This window comes from Bacillus sp. GMa5/1 (assembly GCF_050172015.1).
GTDB lineage: Bacteria > Bacillota > Bacilli > Bacillales > Bacillaceae_G > Bacillus_A > Bacillus_A cereus.
Genome location: NZ_JBNLYC010000001.1, coordinates 100,760 through 120,948, shown reverse-complemented (window position 1 = coordinate 120,948; position 20,189 = coordinate 100,760). Strand labels below are relative to the sequence as shown.

The following is a 20,189-nucleotide window of genomic DNA, read 5'->3' as shown; positions in this document are numbered from 1 at the left end:
TAAGGGATTGTTACGTTTTTTTGTAGGTAAAGAGATGTAACGAAAAAATTGGGTTAAGGAATGTGAATGTATGAAGAAATTAAGTAAAGTAATGTCATTTTGTTTGGCCGCTAGTATGCTTGTTATAACGGGGTGTGAAACAAGTGAAAACAAAGTTCAAGTGAATAAAATGATTGACCAGCTTGATGAAGCGCCAGAAGTGACAGAAAAAGAAGCAAAAAAGATTGTAAGAAAGAGTGTAGATGGAATAGCAAACGCGTTTAGTGAGATGGAAAAAGAAAATGGATGGAGCCGAAATAATCCTGGGGATTTAGAGACAGTTAAAAAAGGAGTTAAGGGATTAGTTTCAAAAAAGTTTGTAGAGAATCAGCTTCCTGAATTGCTTAATAACTTTAATAGATCGAGAGAGACTGATATGTTACCATTCCCAAATTATTTTCAATCTGAAATAAGATTTTCTTCTTCACAAGATAAAGAAAATTTAACGGTACATACATTAAGTTTAGAAGATGAAATAGGTCATGCGGCCCAAGAATGGGAATTTCATTTGGTGTATAAAGAAGGGGAATGGTTAATGGATAAATGGTCATTCGTTTTTCCTGAAGATTTAAAACTTACAAAAGAAGAAGCAAATAGAATTTTACAAATGCCAGACGATAAGAATGTGTCATTTGTAAGTGAAGAAAATAGTGGCGATAAGAAATATATATTCAAAGATAGTAACGGATTAATTACTGTAAATGCGAAAACATCTCTTATTTCATACAATGTAGATGAAAATAGGTATGAAAAAGTAACGAAAGAAAGAAATATTCAAGAAACAGAACAAGTACAGAGAAAGGATTCCAGTGCGTATACAGGCTCAAAAGACGAGAAACAATCGCAAAAAGAATCTTCTTCAAAGATAGATAGAGCAAATGTTTTAAGCGAATTAGCTGCTATAGATAAACAAGAAAAACATACGAATGCTATGTCAACCAATGATATAGTAAATGAAATAGAAGGAAATTATGAACTGTGGGATAATAAACTAAATGAAATTTACAGTACATTAAAAAGTACGATGTCAGCTGATGCGTTCCAGTCGTTAAAAACGAAACAAATTGCGTGGGTTAAAGAAAAAGAAAGTAAAGTTAAAGCAATTGGTACTGATACAAATAACGGAACGATGAGGCGTATCGAAGCCTCAGAAGAGAAATATAAGATGACAAAAGCAAGGTGTTATGAATTAGTAAATGGGTATATGAATTAGTGTGAACGAATATAAAAAAATGCGTTGCTTATAAGCAACGCATTTTTTATTTACGCTTTTAATTTCATTACAATATCAGCATCTGGTGTTACATATACGGTTTGCTGATTGTCGTACGTAACAAAACCAAGTTTTGCACCACTCGGTTTTTTGACATGGCGTATTTTGGTGAAATCAACAGGTACAGAGCTAGACTCTTTCGCTTTACTGTAATAGGCAGCAATTTTGGCAGCTTCTAGTAAAGTTTCTTCAGCAGGTTCTAAAGAACGAATGACAACGTGAGAGCCAGGTATGTCTTTCGTATGTAACCAAATTTCATCACGGCGGGCAAACTTCGTTGTTAAATAATCATTTTGTTTATTGTTTTTACCAACGAAAATCTCTGTGCCATCACTTGCTACATATTTATCTAATACTGGTTTAGTAGGCTTTTTCTTTGCGTTTTTCGTTTTACGATTGCGCACATAACCTTCTTCAGCTAATTCCTCACGAATTTCTTCAATATCTTTTGAAGAAGCAGCTTCCATTTGTTGAAGTAAGCTATCAAAATAAAGAATTTCTTCATTTGTTTTTTCGATTTGTTCTTCTACAACAACAACTGAATTTTTTGCTTTTTGATACTTTTGGAAATAGCGTTGTGCATTTTCAGATGGTGTTTTTAAAGGATCTAATGTAATTTTTACAGTTCCACCATTCTCATCGTAATAATTAACGACCTCAATATCTTTATCGCCCTTTTTTAAAGCGTACATATTGGCTGTAAGTAGCTCTCCAAATAGTTGATATTTATCTGCTTTTCCAGCATCTTGCAGTGTTTTTTCGAGTTTAATGAGTTTTTTCTCGTTTTTATTTTTTTCGTTTTGCATAAAGCGTTCTAAATCATGAGCTTGTTGTTTTACACGATCACGTTCTGCTTTGCCAAAGAAGAAACGATCTAACAATTCGCTTACTGATGAGAATGTTTTTTCTTCTCCTTGCAAGTGTGTAAGAGGGAAAAGATAAAAGAATTCTTTTCCATTTGCAGTAATCATTGTAGGTGTATATGCATGAGATAGTAATGGTGTTTGTATAGAGAAAAATGCTTCTGATAATGCTTTCTCGTTTACCATACCGGCTTTCTTTACTACTTCTTTTGCAAATAATGGGGATATTCCCATGAAAGCACCGACGAGTTGTTTATCCATATTTCCAGATAGAAAGTCTAGCGGTCTAATAAAATTATCTGCGGTTTCAATTTGCAGAGGATTGATTTTATGTTGGGCTGGTGGCGCGACGTACTCAGCACCAGCATATACAGTTCGGTGACGGTTTACGGCTAATGAAACGTGTTTTAAGCTATCTAAAATCACGTTTGTTTTCGTATCTAATAAGATAATGTTACTATGTCGTCCCATTATTTCAATTACTAATGTTTTTAATGATTCGTCTCCGATTTCATTACGACTGCGAACTGTAATTTGAATAATGCGTTCTAAGTCGATTTGTTCAATTTTTTCAATAAATCCACCTTCTAAATGTTTGCGAAGAAGCATACAGAACATCGGCGGTATTGCTGGCGAATCGTAGTTTTGATTCGTTAAGTGCATACGCGCATATGTAGGATGAGATGAAAGAATTAGTTTTTGGTTCTTTCCATTCGCTCGAATATGTAATAAAATCTCGTATTTTGAAGGTTGATATATTTTGGAAATTCTTCCTGTGTAAAGAGAATTTTCAATTTCATGTGTAATCGCTCTTGTAAATAATCCATCGAATGCCATAAATGAACACTCCTTTCTAACTAAATGTTAATTATAGCATTTTTTTGGACGAGGCTGAATAAGCTTTCAATAGAGTATGTCTGGAATCAGGAGGTCGATAGCAGGATGAACTGGTATGGAATGCGAGCACATGAAGTGGAAGAAAGAACGAATACGAATGTAAAGGTTGGACTTACAGAGAAAGAAGCAGAAGGGCGAGTAAAGAAATTTGGTACTAATGAATTAGAAGAAGCAAAAAGGCCTTCTGCACTAATGGTATTTTTAGCACAGTTTAAAGATTTCATGGTACTCGTTTTGTTTGGAGCAACAATTGTTTCTGCGTTTTTAGGTGAATACATTGATTCTATTGCTATTGTTGCCATTGTTATTATCAATGGTATTCTCGGCTTTTTTCAAGAAAGAAAAGCTGAAAAATCATTGGAAGCTTTAAAGGAACTAGCCGCTCCGCAAGTTACTGTAATGCGGAATGGAAAATGGGTAAAAGCACCATCTAAAGCACTTGTTTTAGGGGATATTATTAAGTTTTCCAGTGGTGATCGTATTGGGGCTGATGTGCGTCTTGTTGAGGCATCAAGTTTATATATTGAAGAGTCTGCTTTGACAGGGGAGTCCGTACCTGTACAAAAGAAGGTAGAAGCATTGCAAGGGCAAGATGTTGCAATTGGGGATCAAAAAAATATGGCTTTTATGGGGACAATGATTACGCGAGGATCTGGTACAGGAGTCGTTGTAGCAACTGGTATGAATACAGCGATGGGGCAAATTGCAAATATGTTGCAAAATGCAGAGCAAATGGAAACGCCACTGCAAAGAAGGTTAGAACAGCTCGGAAAAATATTAATTATTGTAGCTCTTATTTTGACAGCGCTCGTTGTATTGGCTGGTGTGTATCAAGGGAATGAAGTATATCATATGTTTTTAGCTGGCGTATCGCTAGCTGTTGCGGCTATTCCAGAAGGATTGCCAGCAATTGTTACAGTAGCTTTATCACTTGGTGTACAGCGTATGATAAAAAAGAGAGCAATTGTAAGGAAGTTACCGGCCGTAGAAACGTTAGGCTGCGCTTCTGTTATATGCTCTGATAAAACGGGAACAATGACGCAAAACAAAATGATGGTAACACATATGTGGTCAGGCGGAGAATTGTGGAAAGTGACAGGGCAAGGATATGAACCTAATGGCTCTTTTATGAAAGGTGAAAAAGAAGTGAATCCAGCTAAGACAAAATCACTTTATCAGCTACTTACATTTGGTTCACTATGTAACAATGCAAATATTATTCAAAAGAAAAAGGCGTACGTATTAGATGGAGATCCAACAGAGGGAGCGCTTGTAGCTGCAGCAATGAAAGCTGGGATAACACGTGAGGCATTGAAAGGGAAATTTGAAATTATTCGTGAATTCCCCTTTGATTCAACTCGAAAAATGATGAGTGTTATTGTACGAGATCGAGAGGGGAAAAAGTTTATTGTTACGAAAGGAGCACCGGATGTTCTTTTGCAACTGAGTCAAACAATCTTATGGGGGGATAAGCAGCAGCCGTTAAGTGAGCTATATAGAAAAGAAGTACAGGCGGCTATTCATAGCTTAGGTAGTCAAGCGCTTCGAACAATTGCAGTTGCGTTTAAACCTTTAAAAGTCACGGATTCTATTGAACATGAAAGAGACGTTGAAAAAGATTTTATGTTGGTTGGAATACAAGGTATGATTGACCCGCCAAGGCCAGAAGTGGCGCAGGCGGTAAAAGAGTGTAAAGAAGCTGGTATTCGAACAGTAATGATTACAGGTGATCATAAAGTGACAGCAATGGCGATTGCTGAACAATTAGGAGTTTTACCACCAGATGGACGCGTTGTTGAAGGAGTAGAACTCGCGAATATGGATGTGGAGGAATTAGAAAATGTTGTAGAAGATACGTATGTATTCGCTCGTGTATCACCTGAGCATAAATTGAAAATTGTTAAGGCATTGCAAAATCAAGGACATATAGTAGCGATGACAGGTGATGGAGTGAACGATGCTCCAGCGATAAAAACAGCGGATATTGGGATAGCGATGGGAATTACAGGGACAGATGTTGCGAAAGAAGCCTCTTCACTTGTTTTACTAGACGATAATTTTGCTACAATTAAATCGGCAATTAAAGAAGGAAGAAATATATATGAGAACATACGTAAGTTCATTCGCTACTTATTGGCGTCAAATGTTGGAGAAATTTTAGTTATGTTATTTGCGATGTTACTTGCATTACCACTGCCGATGGTTCCTATTCAAATTTTATGGGTGAACTTAGTTACTGATGGTTTACCAGCGATGGCATTAGGTTTGGATAAGGCTGAAGGAGATGTGATGAAGAGAACACCGCGTCACCCGAAAGAAGGGGTATTCGCTAGAGGGCTTGCGTGGAAAATAATAAGTCGAGGGTTTTTAATTGGAGCAGTGACGTTAGTGGCGTTTATTATTGCGTATAACCAACATCCAAATGAACTGAAATATGCACAAACTGTAGCGTTCGCGACGTTGGTACTTGCTCAGCTTATTCATGTATTTGATTGTCGTAGTGAGCATTCTGTCTTTCACCGTAATCCATTTGGGAACGTGTATTTAGTAGGGGCGGTTATTATTTCGTTACTACTCATGCTAGTGGTTATATATTATCCACCGTTACAACCAATCTTTAGCACAATGCCGATACAAGCAAGAGATTGGTTATTAATTGGAGGTTTGTCATCAATTCCGACTTTCTTACTAGTAGGTTCTTTATTAACAGGGAAAAAGGCTAAGAAGAAAAAGCCGATATTATATAAGAAGGGATTAAACTTGAAATAGTCAATGTTATGAAAATGTGATATAATTTACAGAAGGTAGTAGAGCCTTGTCTCTATTACCTTTTTCATTGAGTTATTTTATGGCTTGGATGTGATAAAAATGATTTCTAGTATGACAGGGTTTGGAAGATCGAAAGTAGAAAGTGATACTTTTCAAATTACAGTAGAAATGAAATCGGTGAACCACCGTTTTTTAGAGATGAGTATTCGACTTCCTAAGCAAATGATGGTATTTGAGGACAAAATTCGTAAAATAATTGCACAGCAAGTTCGACGTGGACGCATTGAAGTGTCTATTAGTATAGCGGGTGAAGGACTTGTTGAAAGAAAATTAAGTGTGAATTGGTCACTTCTTGAGCAGTACCAATCGATGATGGAAGATATAAAAGGGAAATTTCAATTACAAGATTCTATTACACTTCAGCAATTAATGGCAATGCCAGAAGTAACAGCAATTGAAGAAATAGAAAATGTAAATGAACATTTTGAGAACAGTTTATATGAGGCTGTTCGTCAAGCTGCTCATATGTTGAAAACGATGAGAGATGGCGAAGGAGAACGATTACATAAAGATATAGCGTATCGTTTACAAGAGATTAGCAATTGTGTAAATGCAATTATTCCACATGCACCAATTGTTACACAAAAATATCGTGAACGATTAGAAAATCGCTTAAAAGAATTACATAATCAAGATCTAGATGAACAAAGATTGCTAACAGAAGTCGCAATCTTTGCAGAGCGTTGTGATATTCATGAAGAGTTAGTTCGTTTGCAAAGTCATTTAGAGCAATTTCGTGAAACATTGCAGATTGAAGAGCCTGTTGGAAGGAAAATGGATTTCATCGTGCAAGAGATGCATAGAGAAATTAATACGATTGGTTCTAAGGCAAATGACTTAACAATTTCAAAATATGTTGTAGAAATGAAAAATAACCTTGAAAAAATTCGTGAACAAGTACAAAATATTGAGTAGCTTTCAAAAAATATATAAAGTTATACGTGGTGGAGAAATCGGATAGACTTACTAGGAGGCGCAAACTATGGCCATGCGGTTTTTAAATATTGGATACGGAAATATTGTATCTGCTCATCGAATTATTGCTATTGTAAGTCCGGAGTCAGCTCCTATTAAACGAACAGTACAGGAAGCACGCGAACATAATGCTTTGCTTGATGCTACGTATGGGAGAAAAACAAGGGCGGTTATTGTTATGGATGATGGGCATGTTGTATTAAGTCCAATTCAACCAGAGACGATTGCACATCGTTTGAATAATAAAGAAGATTTAAGTGAGGAAGGGTAGGTTTTACATATTTATGAGAAGTAGAAGAGGATTGCTCATCGTTCTTTCAGGGCCTTCTGGGGTTGGAAAAGGGACGGTTCGTAAAGAGCTGTTTAGCCATGAGGATACACGTTTTCAGTACTCTATTTCAGTAACGACACGTAAGCCGCGTGAAGGTGAAGTAGATGGTGTGGATTATTTCTTTAAAGAAAGAGAAGAATTCGAGGAAATGATTCGTAATGAAAAATTACTTGAGTGGGCTGAGTTCGTAGGTAATTATTACGGAACACCGATTGACTATGTTGAAAAAACATTACAAGAAGGAAAAGATGTATTCTTAGAAATTGAAGTGCAAGGAGCAATTCAAGTTAAGAAAGCTTTCCCAGAAGGTGTATTTATTTTCTTAGCACCTCCAAGTTTATCTGAACTAAAGAGCCGTATTGTCGGACGTGGTACAGAGACTGAAGATGTTATTGAAAATCGTTTAACTGTAGCGAAAGAAGAAATCGAGATGATGGACGCTTACGACTATGTAGTAGAAAACGATCAAGTTGAATTAGCTTGTGATAGAATTAAAGCAATTGTGGTTGGCGAACATTGCCGCCGCGAAAGGGTAGCAAAATATTATAAAGAAATGACGGAGGGTCTATAATTATGTTAAATCCATCAATTGACTCATTACTACAAAAAATCGATTCTAAGTACACATTAGTAACAGTAGCTGCAAAACGCGCGCGTGAAATGCAACTTGCTAATAACTGTGTTGTAGAAAAACCTGTTTCTCATAAATGTGTAGGTAAAGCATTAGAAGAAATCGATGCAGAAGCATTAAGCTACGTACCAAGTGAAGATAAAGTAGCTGAATAAGCCTTTGCCTTCGACAAAATAAAACATAGACTTTATAATTTTCTATGTAACGGTAACAACCTATTTACAAGTAGGTTGTTATTTTTTTACGAAAGGAATGAAATATTGGTACTGACGAGCTGAGAATTCTATTTCAGTATTATAAGTTTGAAAAAGAAAGAGGACGAGTCATATGCTAAAAGGGAAAAAGATACTTCTATGTGTAACAGGAGGCATTGCGGTTTTTAAAGCAGCTGCGTTAACGAGTAAATTGACACAATCTGGCGCGATTGTAAAAGTAATGATGAGTGAGTCGGCAATGAAGTTTGTTACGCCTCTTACATTCCAAGCGCTTTCTCGCCATGATGTATATACGGATACATTTGATGAGAAAGACTCAGCTGTTATTGCTCATATTGATTTAGCAGATTGGGCGGATGTTGTACTTGTCGCACCTGCTACTGCCAATTGTATTGGAAAGTTAGCTGGTGGTATTGCAGATGATATGATTACAACTACTTTGTTAGCTACTACAGCTCCGGTATGGATTGCGCCTGCTATGAATGTGCATATGTATGAAAATAAAATAGTTCAAAAAAATATGATGACATTGAAAACGCTAGGATATACATTTATTGAGCCTGGGGAAGGCTTTTTAGCATGTGGATATGTGGCGAAGGGACGACTAGAAGAACCTGAAGCAATTATTGCACGGTTAGAGGAAGCTTTCTCAGAACACAAACCATTGCAGGGAAAAAGAATATTAATAACTGCTGGCCCAACACGTGAAAAGGTTGATCCAGTTCGTTTTATGACAAATTTTTCTTCTGGAAAAATGGGGTATGCGATTGCAGAAGTGGCAGCGAATTTAGGCGCTGATGTTATACTCGTTTCAGGACCGACAGCATTAAATCCACCGTTACATGTAACGACAGTGCAAGTGGAATCTGCACAAGATATGTTAGAAGCGGTTCTTCAACATTATCAAAACGTAGACGTTGTCATTAAAACAGCAGCAGTTGCAGATTATCGTCCGAAATATGTTCATGAGAATAAAATGAAAAAGCAAAATGGTGATGCTGTCATTGAACTTGAAAGAACGGTGGATATTTTAAAAACGTTAGGTCAGAAAAAGGATAAACAGTTACTTATCGGTTTTGCTGCTGAAACGACAAATGTAGAGGAATATGCAACGAAAAAACTACGTGAGAAAAATGCAGATATGATTGTCGCGAATGATGTAAAAGCGCAAGGAGCTGGATTTGGCACGGATACGAATATTGTAACAATGTATAGAAAAGATGGAAAAGTTATTGAGTTGCCAATTTTAATGAAAAAAGAGGTAGCTCGTGAAATATTGAAGCAAATTGAAATGATGTTAGAAGATGATCGTTTATGAAATTTGCAAGTGTAATTGTTGATGTACCTGCCCGTCAGACAGATCGACCATTTGATTACATTATCCCTAAAAAATGGGAAGATATTGTACAGACAGGAATGCGTGTAGTAGTTCCGTTTGGCCCAAGAAAATTGCAAGGTTTTATTATTGGGATTAAAGATTCGGTGGATGTAGAAAGTAAGAAGTTAAAGACAATCCATGAAATATTAGATGTAACACCGGTTTTAAATGATGAATTATTAAAGCTTGGATATTGGCTTACAAGTGAAACGTTATGCTACATGATTTCAGCTTTTCAAGTGATGCTTCCAACTGCGATAAAAGCAACGTATAAAAAACGTCTACAACTTTGTAAACAGGAAGAAATAGCACCTGAAATACTATATTTATTTCAGGATAAAGAAGCAATTGATTTTGAAGTAATCGAGCAACAGCCACATTTATACCGAACTATTCAACAAGAAATTAAAAATGGTACGGTTGAAGTCGTTTATCAAGTGAAAGATAAAGTACAAAAGAAGAAGCAAAGAGTGGTTCAGCCGGAGTTGCCAGAAGATAAATTGGAATTAGCGGCATTTGAACTGAAAAGTAAAAAACAACAAGATGTACTTTATTATTTTGTGGAAAATTATAAAAGTGCACCGTTGAAAGTAATTACAGAAGAGTTACAAATAACAGATGCTCCAATAAAAGCACTTGTTAAAAAGGGATTCATTTCAGAAAAGTATGTGGAAGTATACCGAAATCCGTATGACGATGATGATTTTGAACAAACAAAACCATTTCCACTTACGGAGGAACAAAAACAAGTTATTACACCGATTTTATCATCAATTACAAATGAAACTTATAATCCATTTTTACTATATGGTGTTACAGGAAGTGGAAAGACAGAAGTATATTTACAATCTATAGCAGCAGTGCTCAAGAAAGGAAAAGAAGCTATCGTTCTTGTTCCTGAAATTGCACTAACGCCCCAAATGGTGGATCGTTTTAAAGGTAGATTTGGCTCGCAAGTTGCAGTTCTTCATAGTGCGTTGTCTGTTGGAGAAAAGTATGACGAGTGGCGTAAGATTTTAAGAAAAGAAGTGAAAGTTGTAGTTGGTGCGCGTTCAGCTGTTTTTGCGCCTTTTGAAAATTTAGGGATTATTATTATTGATGAAGAGCATGAATCAAGTTACAAACAAGAAGATAATCCGAGGTATCATGCAAGAGATGTAGCTGTCTGGAGAGGACAATATCATAAATGTCCTATCGTTCTTGGTAGTGCGACACCAACACTTGAATCGTTTGCAAGGGCGAAAAAAGGTGTTTATGAACTATTAACAATGGAAAAACGTATGAATGAACAAGCTTTACCAACGGTAGAGATTGTTGACATGCGAGAAGAACTTCGTGACGGGAATCGATCAATGTTTTCTAAGGCGCTGCATGAAAAAATAGCAGATCGATTAGAAAAGAAAGAACAAATGGTACTCTTTTTAAATAGAAGAGGTCATTCTACATTTGTTATGTGCCGTGATTGTGGGTATGTTGTTCAATGTCCGCATTGTGATATTTCATTGACATATCATAAAATGAATCATCGTTTAAAATGTCATTATTGTAGTTACGAAGAGAATATGCCAACTGAGTGTCCAGCTTGTCAAAGTACATACATTCGTTTCTTTGGTACAGGTACACAAAAGGTAGAAGAAGAAATTACAAAACTATTTCCAGAGGCACGAGTCATTCGAATGGATGTAGATACGACAAGTCGAAAAGGAATGCATGAAAAATTATTAAAGGCGTTCGGGGAAGAAAAAGCAGATATATTACTCGGAACACAAATGATTGCTAAAGGATTAGATTTTCCGAAAGTAACGCTCGTTGGGGTGTTAACTGCAGATACGATGCTTCACTTACCTGATTTTCGGGCGAGTGAAAAGACATATCAGCTATTGACGCAAGTAAGTGGACGAGCGGGTAGACATGAATTGCCAGGGGAAGTTGTGATTCAAACGTATACGCCAGAACATTACAGTATAGAGTTAGCGAAGAACCAACAATATGATGTGTTTTTTGACCAAGAAATGCAAATGAGACGAACAAGACAATATCCCCCATATTACTATGTTGTACTCGTAACTGTATCTCATCCTGAATTATTAAAAGCGGTACAAGTGACGGAAAAAATTGCCTCGTATTTACGAACGCATTGCTCACAGCAAACAATGGTGCTAGGACCAGTTGCTTCAGCGATTCCAAGGATAAAAGATAGATATCGTTATCAATGCATGATAAAATACAAACGGGAACCAAACTTAAAGAACGTGCTCAAAATGGTAAATGAACATTATCAAGCAGAAATGCAAAAAGAGCTACAAATCTCAATTGATTTTAATCCAACAATGTTAATGTAGCGGAGGGAAATATGGCAGTTTTAGAAATAATAAAGCATCCAAATGAAGTGTTAGAAACACCATGCGAAAGAGTAATTAACTTTGATAAAAAGTTAGTGAAATTGTTGAAAGATATGCATGAAACAATGTTAATTGCGGACGGAGTCGGTTTAGCTGCGCCTCAAGTAGGTGTAAGCTTGCAAGTAGCGGTTGTTGATGTCGATGATGATACTGGGAAAATCGAGTTAATCAATCCATCAATATTAGAAAAACGTGGTGAACAAGTAGGTCCCGAAGGCTGTTTAAGCTTCCCGGGACTTTATGGTGAAGTAGAACGTGCCGATTATATTAAAGTAAGAGCGCAAAATCGCCGTGGGAAAGTATTCTTATTAGAAGCGGAAGGATTTTTAGCGCGTGCAATTCAACATGAAATTGATCATTTACACGGTGTTTTATTTACATCGAAAGTGACAAGATATTATGAAGAAAACGAACTAGAATAGGTGTTAAAAGGAGCGGTTTTTAAATGATAAAAGTAGTGTTTATGGGAACACCGGACTTTTCAGTGCCGGTGCTTCGTCGTCTTATTGAAGATGGCTATGAGGTAGTAGGTGTTGTGACGCAACCTGATCGTCCAGTAGGTAGAAAAAAAGTATTAACACCTACACCTGTTAAAGTTGAAGCGGAAAAACATGGTATCCCTGTGTTACAGCCGTTAAAAATTCGTGAAAAAGATGAATATGAAAAAGTATTGGCATTAGAGCCAGATTTAATTGTAACAGCTGCATTTGGGCAGATTGTACCAAATGAAATTTTAGAAGCACCGAAGTATGGATGTATTAATGTTCACGCTTCTTTACTTCCTGAACTTCGTGGTGGTGCACCAATTCATTATGCAATTATGGAAGGTAAAGAAAAAACAGGTATTACAATTATGTATATGGTAGAAAAATTGGATGCTGGTGATATCTTAACGCAAGTGGAAGTTGAAATTGAAGAGCGTGAAACGACAGGCTCATTATTTGATAAATTAAGTGAAGCAGGAGCACACCTTCTATCTAAAACAGTACCTTTATTAATCCAAGGTAAGTTAGAACCGATTAAACAAAACGAAGAAGAAGTAACGTTTGCGTACAATATAAAACGTGAGCAAGAGAAAATTGATTGGACAAAAACAGGTGAAGAAGTATACAATCACATTCGCGGATTGAATCCATGGCCAGTTGCTTATACAACTTTAGCAGGACAAGTTGTTAAAGTATGGTGGGGAGAAAAAGTGCCTATAACTGAACCGGCTGAAGCAGGTACGATTGTTGCAATTGAAGAAGATGGTTTTGTTGTAGCAACGAGTAATGAAACAGGTGTTAAAATTACTGAATTGCAACCTTCTGGTAAAAAGCGTATGAGTTGTTCACAATTTTTACGTGGAACAAAACCTGAAATTGGAACGAAGTTAGGAGAAAATGCATGAGACAAAATGTTCGTGAATTAGCTCTTGATGGTTTAATTCAAGTGGAAAAAAGTGGTGCATATAGCAACTTACTTTTAAATAATCTAATTGAAAAAAGTGCAATTGATAGAAAAGATATTGGTTTATTAACTGAAATTGTATATGGAACGATTCAACGTCGTGACACATTAGATTATTATTTACAGCCTTTTTTAAAAAAGAAGGTTGAGGCGTGGGTAAGAGTATTGCTTCGCTTATCTTTATATCAAATGATTTATTTAGACCGAGTGCCAGAAAGAGCGGCTATTCATGAAGCGGTTGAGATTGCAAAGCGTCGCGGGCATAAAGGAATTGCTGGTATGGTGAACGGTGTATTACGTTCGATTCAGAGAGAAGGTGTACCTTCTGTAGATGAAATCAAGGATCCAGTAGAACGTCTTGCAATTACAACAAGTCATCCAGTTTGGCTTGTCCAAGAGTGGACTTCAGAATACGGTTTAGAAACTGCAGAAAAAATGTGCGAAGTAAACATGTTACCCCCTGTACCAACAGCGCGTGTGAATGTTGATAAGGTAACGGTAGAAGAAGCGATTGAGTTGTTGGCAAGTGAAGGTATAGAAGCAAAACGTGGTGACTTATCAGATGATGCAATTCAGATTGAAAGAGGAAATGTAGCGCATACAGAAGCGTTTAAAAAAGGATTTCTTTCCATTCAAGATGAAAGTTCTATGCTTGTAGCACGCGCTTTAGAACCGAATACGGGAGATGCAGTTCTTGATAGTTGTGCTGCTCCAGGCGGAAAAACAACGCATATCGCGGAACGATTAAAGGGAACTGGTAAGGTCATGTCCCTTGATTTACATGCACACAAAGTACGTTTAATTAAACAGCAAGCAGAGCGACTTGGTCTAGAAAATGTCGAAACTAAAGCGCTAGATGCTAGAAAAGTGCAAGAGCACTTTGCAAATGAAACGTTTGATAAAATATTGGTAGATGCACCGTGTTCTGGATTTGGTGTAATTAGACGTAAGCCTGATATTAAGTTAGGAAAAGATAAAGGCGATAGTGAAAGATTATCGACGATTCAAATTGCAATACTAGAAAAAGTAGCACCATTATTAAAACAAGGCGGTCGTCTTGTTTATAGTACGTGCACAATTGAGAAAATAGAAAATGAACAAGTAATAGAGAAATTTTTACAAGAACATCCTGAATTTGAATGGGATACTACGCTTAAAGAGCGTATGCCAGAAAAATTAACTCCGTATATTGATGAAGGTCAAGTACAAATTTTACCGCATTATTTTGCGACGGATGGCTTTTATATTGCTTGTTTAAGGAAGAAGGTGTAGCATCATGGAAACGACTGTAAGAAAACAAAAGAAAAATTTAGAAACGAAGAAACCATCAATTTACTCTTTACAACTTCATGAAATGCAAGATTGGTTAAAGGAACAAGGAGAACCGAAGTTCCGTGCTGGACAAATTTTTGATTGGTTATATAAAAAACGTGTAAAAAATTATGAGGATATGTCAAACCTTTCTAAAGGATTGCGTGATAAATTGTCGAATTCCTTTGATATTACTACTTTAAACACGTTAGTAAAACAAACGTCTTCGGATGGAACAATTAAATTCTTATTCCAATTATATGACGGATATTCTATTGAAACGGTATTAATGCGACACGAATATGGAAATTCCATTTGTGTAACAACGCAAGTTGGTTGTCGTATTGGGTGTACGTTCTGTGCTTCGACACTTGGTGGATTAAAGCGAAACCTAGAAGCTGGAGAAATCGTAGCGCAAGTAGTAGAAGTTCAGCGTGCGCTTGATGAAACAGAAGAACGTGTAAGTTCTCTTGTTGTTATGGGGATTGGAGAACCATTTGATAACTATGATAATTTAATGGGATTCTTACGCATCATTAACCATGAAAAAGGACTTCATATTGGTGCAAGACATATGACTGTTTCGACAAGTGGAATTATCCCGAAAATTTATAAGTTTGCTGAAGAAGATCTACAAATTAATTTTGCGATTTCATTGCATGCTCCAAACTCAGAATTACGTTCAAAATTAATGCCGATTAACCGTGCTTATAAATTACCAGATTTAATGGAAGCTATTAAATACTATGTAAATAGAACAGGGCGTCGTATTACTTTTGAATATGGATTATTTGGAGGAGAAAATGACCAAGTAGAGCATGCTGAAGAGCTTGCTGCGCTCTTAAAAGGTGTAAAATGTCATGTGAACTTGATTCCGGTAAACTACGTACCTGAACGTGATTATGTACGTACGCCACGTGAACAAATTTTCTTGTTCGAGAAAACGTTAAAAGATCGTGGAGTGAATGTAACGATTCGCCGTGAACAAGGTCATGATATTGATGCAGCCTGCGGTCAGTTGCGTGCGAAGGAGCGCAAAGAAGAGACGAGGTGACGAGATGAAAGCCGTATTTCTATCGGATAAAGGAAAAGTTCGTCAACATAATGAAGATAGTGCAGGAGTTTTTCACAATTTAGATGGAAATGTATTAGCGGTAGTAGCAGATGGAATGGGAGGTCATCGAGCTGGTGATGTAGCTAGCTCGATGGCCATTCAATTATTCCATGATTATTGGAAGCAAACACATAATATGAATGAGCCGAAAAAAGTAGAACAATGGTTACATACTAGTGTTGGGATTATTAATGAGCGTATATATGAATACGCTCAGCAAAATGCAGAATGTAATGGTATGGGAACAACGCTTATAATAGCTGTTTGTACACCAAGCTTTGTGACAATAGGGCATATAGGAGATAGTCGTTGCTATATGGTATCAGAAGGAGAAATGACGCTAGTAACGGAAGATCATTCACTTGTAAATGAGCTTGTGAAACATGGTGAAATTTCAAAGGAAGACGCAGAGTATCATCCGAAAAAGAATGTGTTATTAAGGGCATTAGGAACAGAAGAAAAAGTTGGGTTAGATGTTAAAACGTTGGTGATTGAGGAAGATGATCAATTACTTCTTTGCTCTGATGGGTTATCAAACAAAGTTTCTATTGATGATATGCGACAAATTTTACAGTTAAATGAACAGCTTGAAGGTAAAGGGCAGTGTCTCATTCAATTGGCAAATGATCGCGGTGGAGAAGATAATATCACACTTGTTCTTATTGATTATGCGGGTTCGACAAACGAAAGTAGGTGAAGTGCAACGTGCTGATTGGAAAACGCTTAAATGACCGTTATAAGCTGCTGAAAATGATTGGTGGTGGCGGAATGGCCAATGTATATTTAGCTCATGATGATATACTTGGCCGAGATGTAGCGGTAAAAATATTAAGACTCGACTACTCAAATAACGAAGAGTTTATTAAACGTTTCCATCGAGAAGCGCAGTCTGTTACAACGTTGTCGCATCCAAATATTGTGAATATGTATGATGTCGGAGAAGAAGATGGTATATACTATCTTGTCATGGAATATGTACCAGGGCAAACATTGAAGCAATACATAATTGAGCGAGGGATGTTACCTATAGGAGAAGCTCTTGATATTATGGAGCAGTTAACATCCGCTATGGCACATGCCCATCATTTTGAAATTGTGCATCGTGATATAAAGCCGCACAATATTTTAATTCGAGCTGATGGAATAATAAAAGTAACAGATTTTGGAATTGCGACAGCTACAAGTGCAACAACAATTACACATACAAATTCAGTGCTCGGTTCAGTCCATTATTTATCACCAGAACAGGCACGTGGCGGGATAGCAAATAAACAATCAGATATCTATTCTCTTGGAATAGTTATGTTTGAATTGTTAACAGGAAGACAACCGTTTTCTGGCGAATCTGCTGTTGCCATAGCTTTAAAACATTTACAAAGTGAAATTCCATCACCAAAAAGATGGAATGAAAATATTCCGCAAAGTGTTGAAAATATTATATTAAAGGCAACTGCAAAAGATCCGTTTCACCGATATCAATCTGCCAATGCGATGAAGCGAGATATTGAAACTGCGCTATATCCAGAGAGGATAAATGAGCAACCATTTTCCATACCGGAAGATATGGAAGCGACGAAAGCGATTCCGATTATTCAACAAGAACAATTATTTGAAAATGTAAGTGATGAAACGATTGTTTTAAATGGGAGTAAGATGGAAGAACCGATAAGAGCAGAAGCAGCTGAGTTAGATAAGAAGAAAAAACGGAGTAGCAAGTGGCTTAAAGTTTTAATTTCAACATTTTTATTTTTAGCAATAGGAATAACATTAGCACTTACGGTTATTCCAGGATTATTTATTCCGAAAGATGTGAAAGTTCCTGATGTGGCTGGTATGAAATACACGACAGCTGTAAATACATTAGTAGAAAAGGGCTTTGAGGTGACGGAGCCTAATATTGTATATACAGATGATGTTGAGGTTGGGGATGTAATAAAAACGGATCCTGTAGCAGGAAGAGTCGTAAAAGAAAACGCTAAAATTACTATCTATCAATCAGGTGGAAAAAAGAAAAGTAAGATGGCAAATTTCACAGGTCAAAACTTTGAGAGTGTAAAAGCTGAGTTAGAAGAAAAATATAAACAAGTTACGGTAAATTATATTGAAAATGATAAGCCGAAAGGTGAAATTGTAGAACAAATTCCGACGCCTGATCAAATGGTTATAGAAGCGGAGCAAGAACTGAAAATCTGGGTAAGTAAAGGCCCTTATCAAATTAGACCAGGTGACTTTTCGGGGTGGACTGAAAATAGTGTAACTGGTTATTTGAATGAGAGAAAACTAACGTCAGATATAAAACGAGAGTATTCAGATACAGTCGAAAAAGGACTTGTAATTTCGCAATTTCCAAAACCAGGTACACCATTAAAAGAGGGAGATAAAGTAACTATTATTATCTCTGATGGTCAAAAGCCTAAAGTGACTAAAACGGTAAAAGTGGACAATATCTCTATCCCATATGAGCCTGCTGTAACAGGTGAAAAAAAGCCGCAAACAATAGAAATTTATAAAGAAGACATGCAGCAAAAAATGGATAGACCGGTTGAAACGAGAACAATTACTGAATCAGCGACTATTTCTTTAGAATTTGTAATTCAAGAAGGTTCAAAGGGACACTATAAAATTGTACGGGATGGAGTAACGATTATTGATAAAGAAGTACCATATCCAACTCAATAATAGTGAAAGTCTACTTATTATTATTGCCTGTTATGCTGTCTACAAAGTGGACGGTATAGCAGGCAAAAATATATGATTCAAAAAGCTAGTAAAGTGATGCAGCTGTAAATGTTTTTTTGCATTTAATGGGAAATTTAATATATATTAGCGAAAGTATATATGGTAGGTTTTGAAATCGTTATTTGGAAAATTTAAATCTATTCATTTTTAAATTCAGCATCACCTTATACAAAAAAGGAGAATTCTATGCCAGAAGGAAAAATTATAAAAGCTTTAAGTGGGTTTTATTACGTGCAGCATGAAGAAGGGGTTACGCAATGTCGTGGGCGAGGTGTATTTAGAAAAAATAAAATTACACCACTTGTAGGAGACCAAGTTGTTTTTCAGGCAGATAATCCAACTGAAGGTTATGTGCTTGAAGTGTTTGATCGAAAAAATGAACTTGTTAGACCTCCTATTGCTAATGTCGATCAAGCGATCCTTGTGTTCTCTGCAGTAGAACCAGATTTTAATCCTGGACTGTTAGATCGATTTTTAGTGCTGATTGAATATCATAACATTAAGCCAATTATTTGTATTAGCAAGATGGATTTAGTAGATGAAAAAATGAAAGCAACTGTTGAAGCTTATGCGAATGATTATCGTGAGATGGGTTATGATGTTTTATTTACTTCTATTAATACGTCAGAAAGTATTGATATATTAAAACCATACTTAGAAAATTGTGTTTCTGTCGTTGCGGGTCAATCTGGTGTTGGGAAATCTTCAATGCTTAATGTGCTACGTCCAGAATTAGAGCTGAAAACAAATGATATTTCCTCCCATTTAGGACGCGGGAAGCATACGACAAGACACGTAGAATTAATTGCAATTGGGAGTGGACTAGTAGCAGATACACCGGGTTTTAGTTCACTAGATTTCATTGATATAGAAGTAGAAGATCTTACATATTGTTTTCCAGAGTTGAAAGAAGCGAGCCAATACTGTAAATTTAGAGGGTGTACACATCTTTCTGAACCGAAATGTGCGGTGAAAGCTGCGGTTGAAGAAGGGAAGATTACAGAATATCGCTATAAGAACTATAAACAATTCGTAGAAGAAATTAGAGAGAGAAAGCCGAGGTATTAGTTATGATTAAAATTGCACCATCGATTTTATCAGCAGATTTTTCAAAATTAGGGGAAGAGATTAAAGATGTAGAAAAGGGCGGAGCGGATTACATTCACGTTGACGTAATGGATGGACATTTCGTACCAAATATTACGATTGGACCGTTAATTGTAGAAGCAATCCGTCCGATTACATCATTACCATTAGATGTACATTTAATGATTGAAAATCCTGATAACTATATCCCGACTTTCGCACAAGCGGGAGCGGATATTATTACTGTTCACGTAGAGGCGTGTCCGCATCTACATCGTACAATTCAGTTAATTAAATCTCATGGTATTAAAGCGGGCGTTGTATTAAATCCACATACGCCAGTTTCAGTGATTGAGCATGTATTAGAAGATATAGATATGGTATTACTTATGACAGTAAACCCTGGATTTGGTGGACAGAAGTTTATCCATTCTGTATTACCGAAAATTAAACAAGTTGCAGACATGGTGAAAGAGCGCAATCTAGAAGTGGAAATTGAAGTTGATGGTGGTGTAAATGCTGAAACAGCAAGACTTTGTGTGGAAGCAGGAGCAAATGTACTTGTAGCTGGGTCAGCAGTATACAATCAAAAAGACCGCGGTGAAGCAATTCGCGTAATTCGTGGGTAGTGATGAACTTTTATCCTAGTAAGGCATT

General features: G+C 36.6%; 17 protein-coding genes. 16 read left to right on the top strand and 1 reads right to left on the bottom strand.

The window, feature by feature from the left end:
• Positions 1 to 70: 70 nt before the first annotated feature.
• Positions 71 to 1,252, top strand: coding sequence for a lysozyme inhibitor LprI family protein (locus ACQGSG_RS00550; protein WP_000736527.1), 1,182 nt, complete (start codon positions 71 to 73; stop codon positions 1,250 to 1,252).
• Between the two features lie 50 nt (positions 1,253 to 1,302).
• On the opposite strand, the gene ACQGSG_RS00545 is transcribed toward ACQGSG_RS00550, so the two are convergent.
• The gene (locus ACQGSG_RS00545) at positions 1,303 to 3,012 is read right to left on the bottom strand and encodes an Rqc2 family fibronectin-binding protein (protein WP_087967401.1); all 1,710 of its coding nucleotides are present in this window, start codon (positions 3,010 to 3,012) and stop codon (positions 1,303 to 1,305) included.
• A gap of 105 nt (positions 3,013 to 3,117) precedes the next feature.
• Between ACQGSG_RS00545 and ACQGSG_RS00540 the strand changes: the two genes are divergently transcribed.
• The 15 genes from ACQGSG_RS00540 to rpe all read left to right on the top strand — a co-directional run bounded on the left by ACQGSG_RS00540 (position 3,118) and on the right by rpe (position 20,161).
• A complete protein-coding gene (locus tag ACQGSG_RS00540) occupies positions 3,118 to 5,841 on the top strand; it encodes a calcium-translocating P-type ATPase, SERCA-type (RefSeq protein ID WP_001104775.1) in 2,724 nt (907 codons plus the stop codon).
• A 99-nt stretch (positions 5,842 to 5,940) separates the two neighbouring features.
• On the top strand, positions 5,941 to 6,816 hold the full coding sequence (locus ACQGSG_RS00535; RefSeq protein ID WP_000625869.1) for a YicC/YloC family endoribonuclease: 876 nt from the start codon (positions 5,941 to 5,943) through the stop codon (positions 6,814 to 6,816).
• Between the two features lie 67 nt (positions 6,817 to 6,883).
• The gene (gene remA, locus ACQGSG_RS00530) at positions 6,884 to 7,147 is read left to right on the top strand and encodes an extracellular matrix/biofilm regulator RemA (protein ID WP_001251456.1); all 264 of its coding nucleotides are present in this window, start codon (positions 6,884 to 6,886) and stop codon (positions 7,145 to 7,147) included.
• 13 nt (positions 7,148 to 7,160) lie between these two features.
• Positions 7,161 to 7,778 (top strand): guanylate kinase, encoded by a 618-nt coding sequence (gmk, locus tag ACQGSG_RS00525; RefSeq protein ID WP_001257741.1) that lies wholly within the window; start codon positions 7,161 to 7,163, stop codon positions 7,776 to 7,778.
• Positions 7,779 to 7,780: 2 nt separating this feature from the next.
• A complete protein-coding gene (gene rpoZ, locus ACQGSG_RS00520) occupies positions 7,781 to 7,993 on the top strand; it encodes a DNA-directed RNA polymerase subunit omega (RefSeq protein WP_000933960.1) in 213 nt (70 codons plus the stop codon).
• A gap of 172 nt (positions 7,994 to 8,165) precedes the next feature.
• Positions 8,166 to 9,371: a bifunctional phosphopantothenoylcysteine decarboxylase/phosphopantothenate--cysteine ligase CoaBC gene (coaBC, locus tag ACQGSG_RS00515; protein ID WP_000911749.1), complete on the top strand. Its 1,206-nt coding sequence runs from the start codon at positions 8,166 to 8,168 to the stop codon at positions 9,369 to 9,371.
• Positions 9,368 to 11,773 carry a primosomal protein N' gene (priA, locus tag ACQGSG_RS00510; RefSeq protein WP_000666715.1) on the top strand — a complete coding sequence of 802 codons (2,406 nt, stop codon included), beginning with the start codon at positions 9,368 to 9,370 and terminating at the stop codon, positions 11,771 to 11,773. The genes coaBC and priA overlap by 4 nt, the downstream gene beginning before the upstream one ends.
• 11 nt (positions 11,774 to 11,784) lie before the next feature.
• Positions 11,785 to 12,255: a peptide deformylase gene (gene def, locus ACQGSG_RS00505; protein WP_000279455.1), complete on the top strand. Its 471-nt coding sequence runs from the start codon at positions 11,785 to 11,787 to the stop codon at positions 12,253 to 12,255.
• A gap of 23 nt (positions 12,256 to 12,278) precedes the next feature.
• Positions 12,279 to 13,223 (top strand): methionyl-tRNA formyltransferase, encoded by a 945-nt coding sequence (fmt, locus tag ACQGSG_RS00500; protein WP_000598804.1) that lies wholly within the window; start codon positions 12,279 to 12,281, stop codon positions 13,221 to 13,223.
• A complete protein-coding gene (gene rsmB, locus ACQGSG_RS00495) occupies positions 13,220 to 14,554 on the top strand; it encodes a 16S rRNA (cytosine(967)-C(5))-methyltransferase RsmB (RefSeq protein ID WP_087967407.1) in 1,335 nt (444 codons plus the stop codon). Before fmt ends, rsmB begins: the two co-directional genes overlap by 4 nt.
• 4 nt (positions 14,555 to 14,558) lie before the next feature.
• Positions 14,559 to 15,647: a 23S rRNA (adenine(2503)-C(2))-methyltransferase RlmN gene (gene rlmN, locus ACQGSG_RS00490; RefSeq protein ID WP_000450541.1), complete on the top strand. Its 1,089-nt coding sequence runs from the start codon at positions 14,559 to 14,561 to the stop codon at positions 15,645 to 15,647.
• Between the two features lie 4 nt (positions 15,648 to 15,651).
• Entirely contained in the window at positions 15,652 to 16,404 is a 753-nt protein-coding gene (locus ACQGSG_RS00485) for a Stp1/IreP family PP2C-type Ser/Thr phosphatase (protein ID WP_000648703.1), read from the top strand.
• Positions 16,405 to 16,412: 8 nt separating this feature from the next.
• A complete protein-coding gene (pknB, locus tag ACQGSG_RS00480) occupies positions 16,413 to 18,386 on the top strand; it encodes a Stk1 family PASTA domain-containing Ser/Thr kinase (RefSeq protein WP_325842590.1) in 1,974 nt (657 codons plus the stop codon).
• A gap of 246 nt (positions 18,387 to 18,632) precedes the next feature.
• Positions 18,633 to 19,514: a ribosome small subunit-dependent GTPase A gene (gene rsgA, locus ACQGSG_RS00475; protein ID WP_001113932.1), complete on the top strand. Its 882-nt coding sequence runs from the start codon at positions 18,633 to 18,635 to the stop codon at positions 19,512 to 19,514.
• Between the two features lie 2 nt (positions 19,515 to 19,516).
• Positions 19,517 to 20,161: a ribulose-phosphate 3-epimerase gene (gene rpe, locus ACQGSG_RS00470; RefSeq protein ID WP_000589974.1), complete on the top strand. Its 645-nt coding sequence runs from the start codon at positions 19,517 to 19,519 to the stop codon at positions 20,159 to 20,161.
• Positions 20,162 to 20,189: the final 28 nt, after the last annotated feature.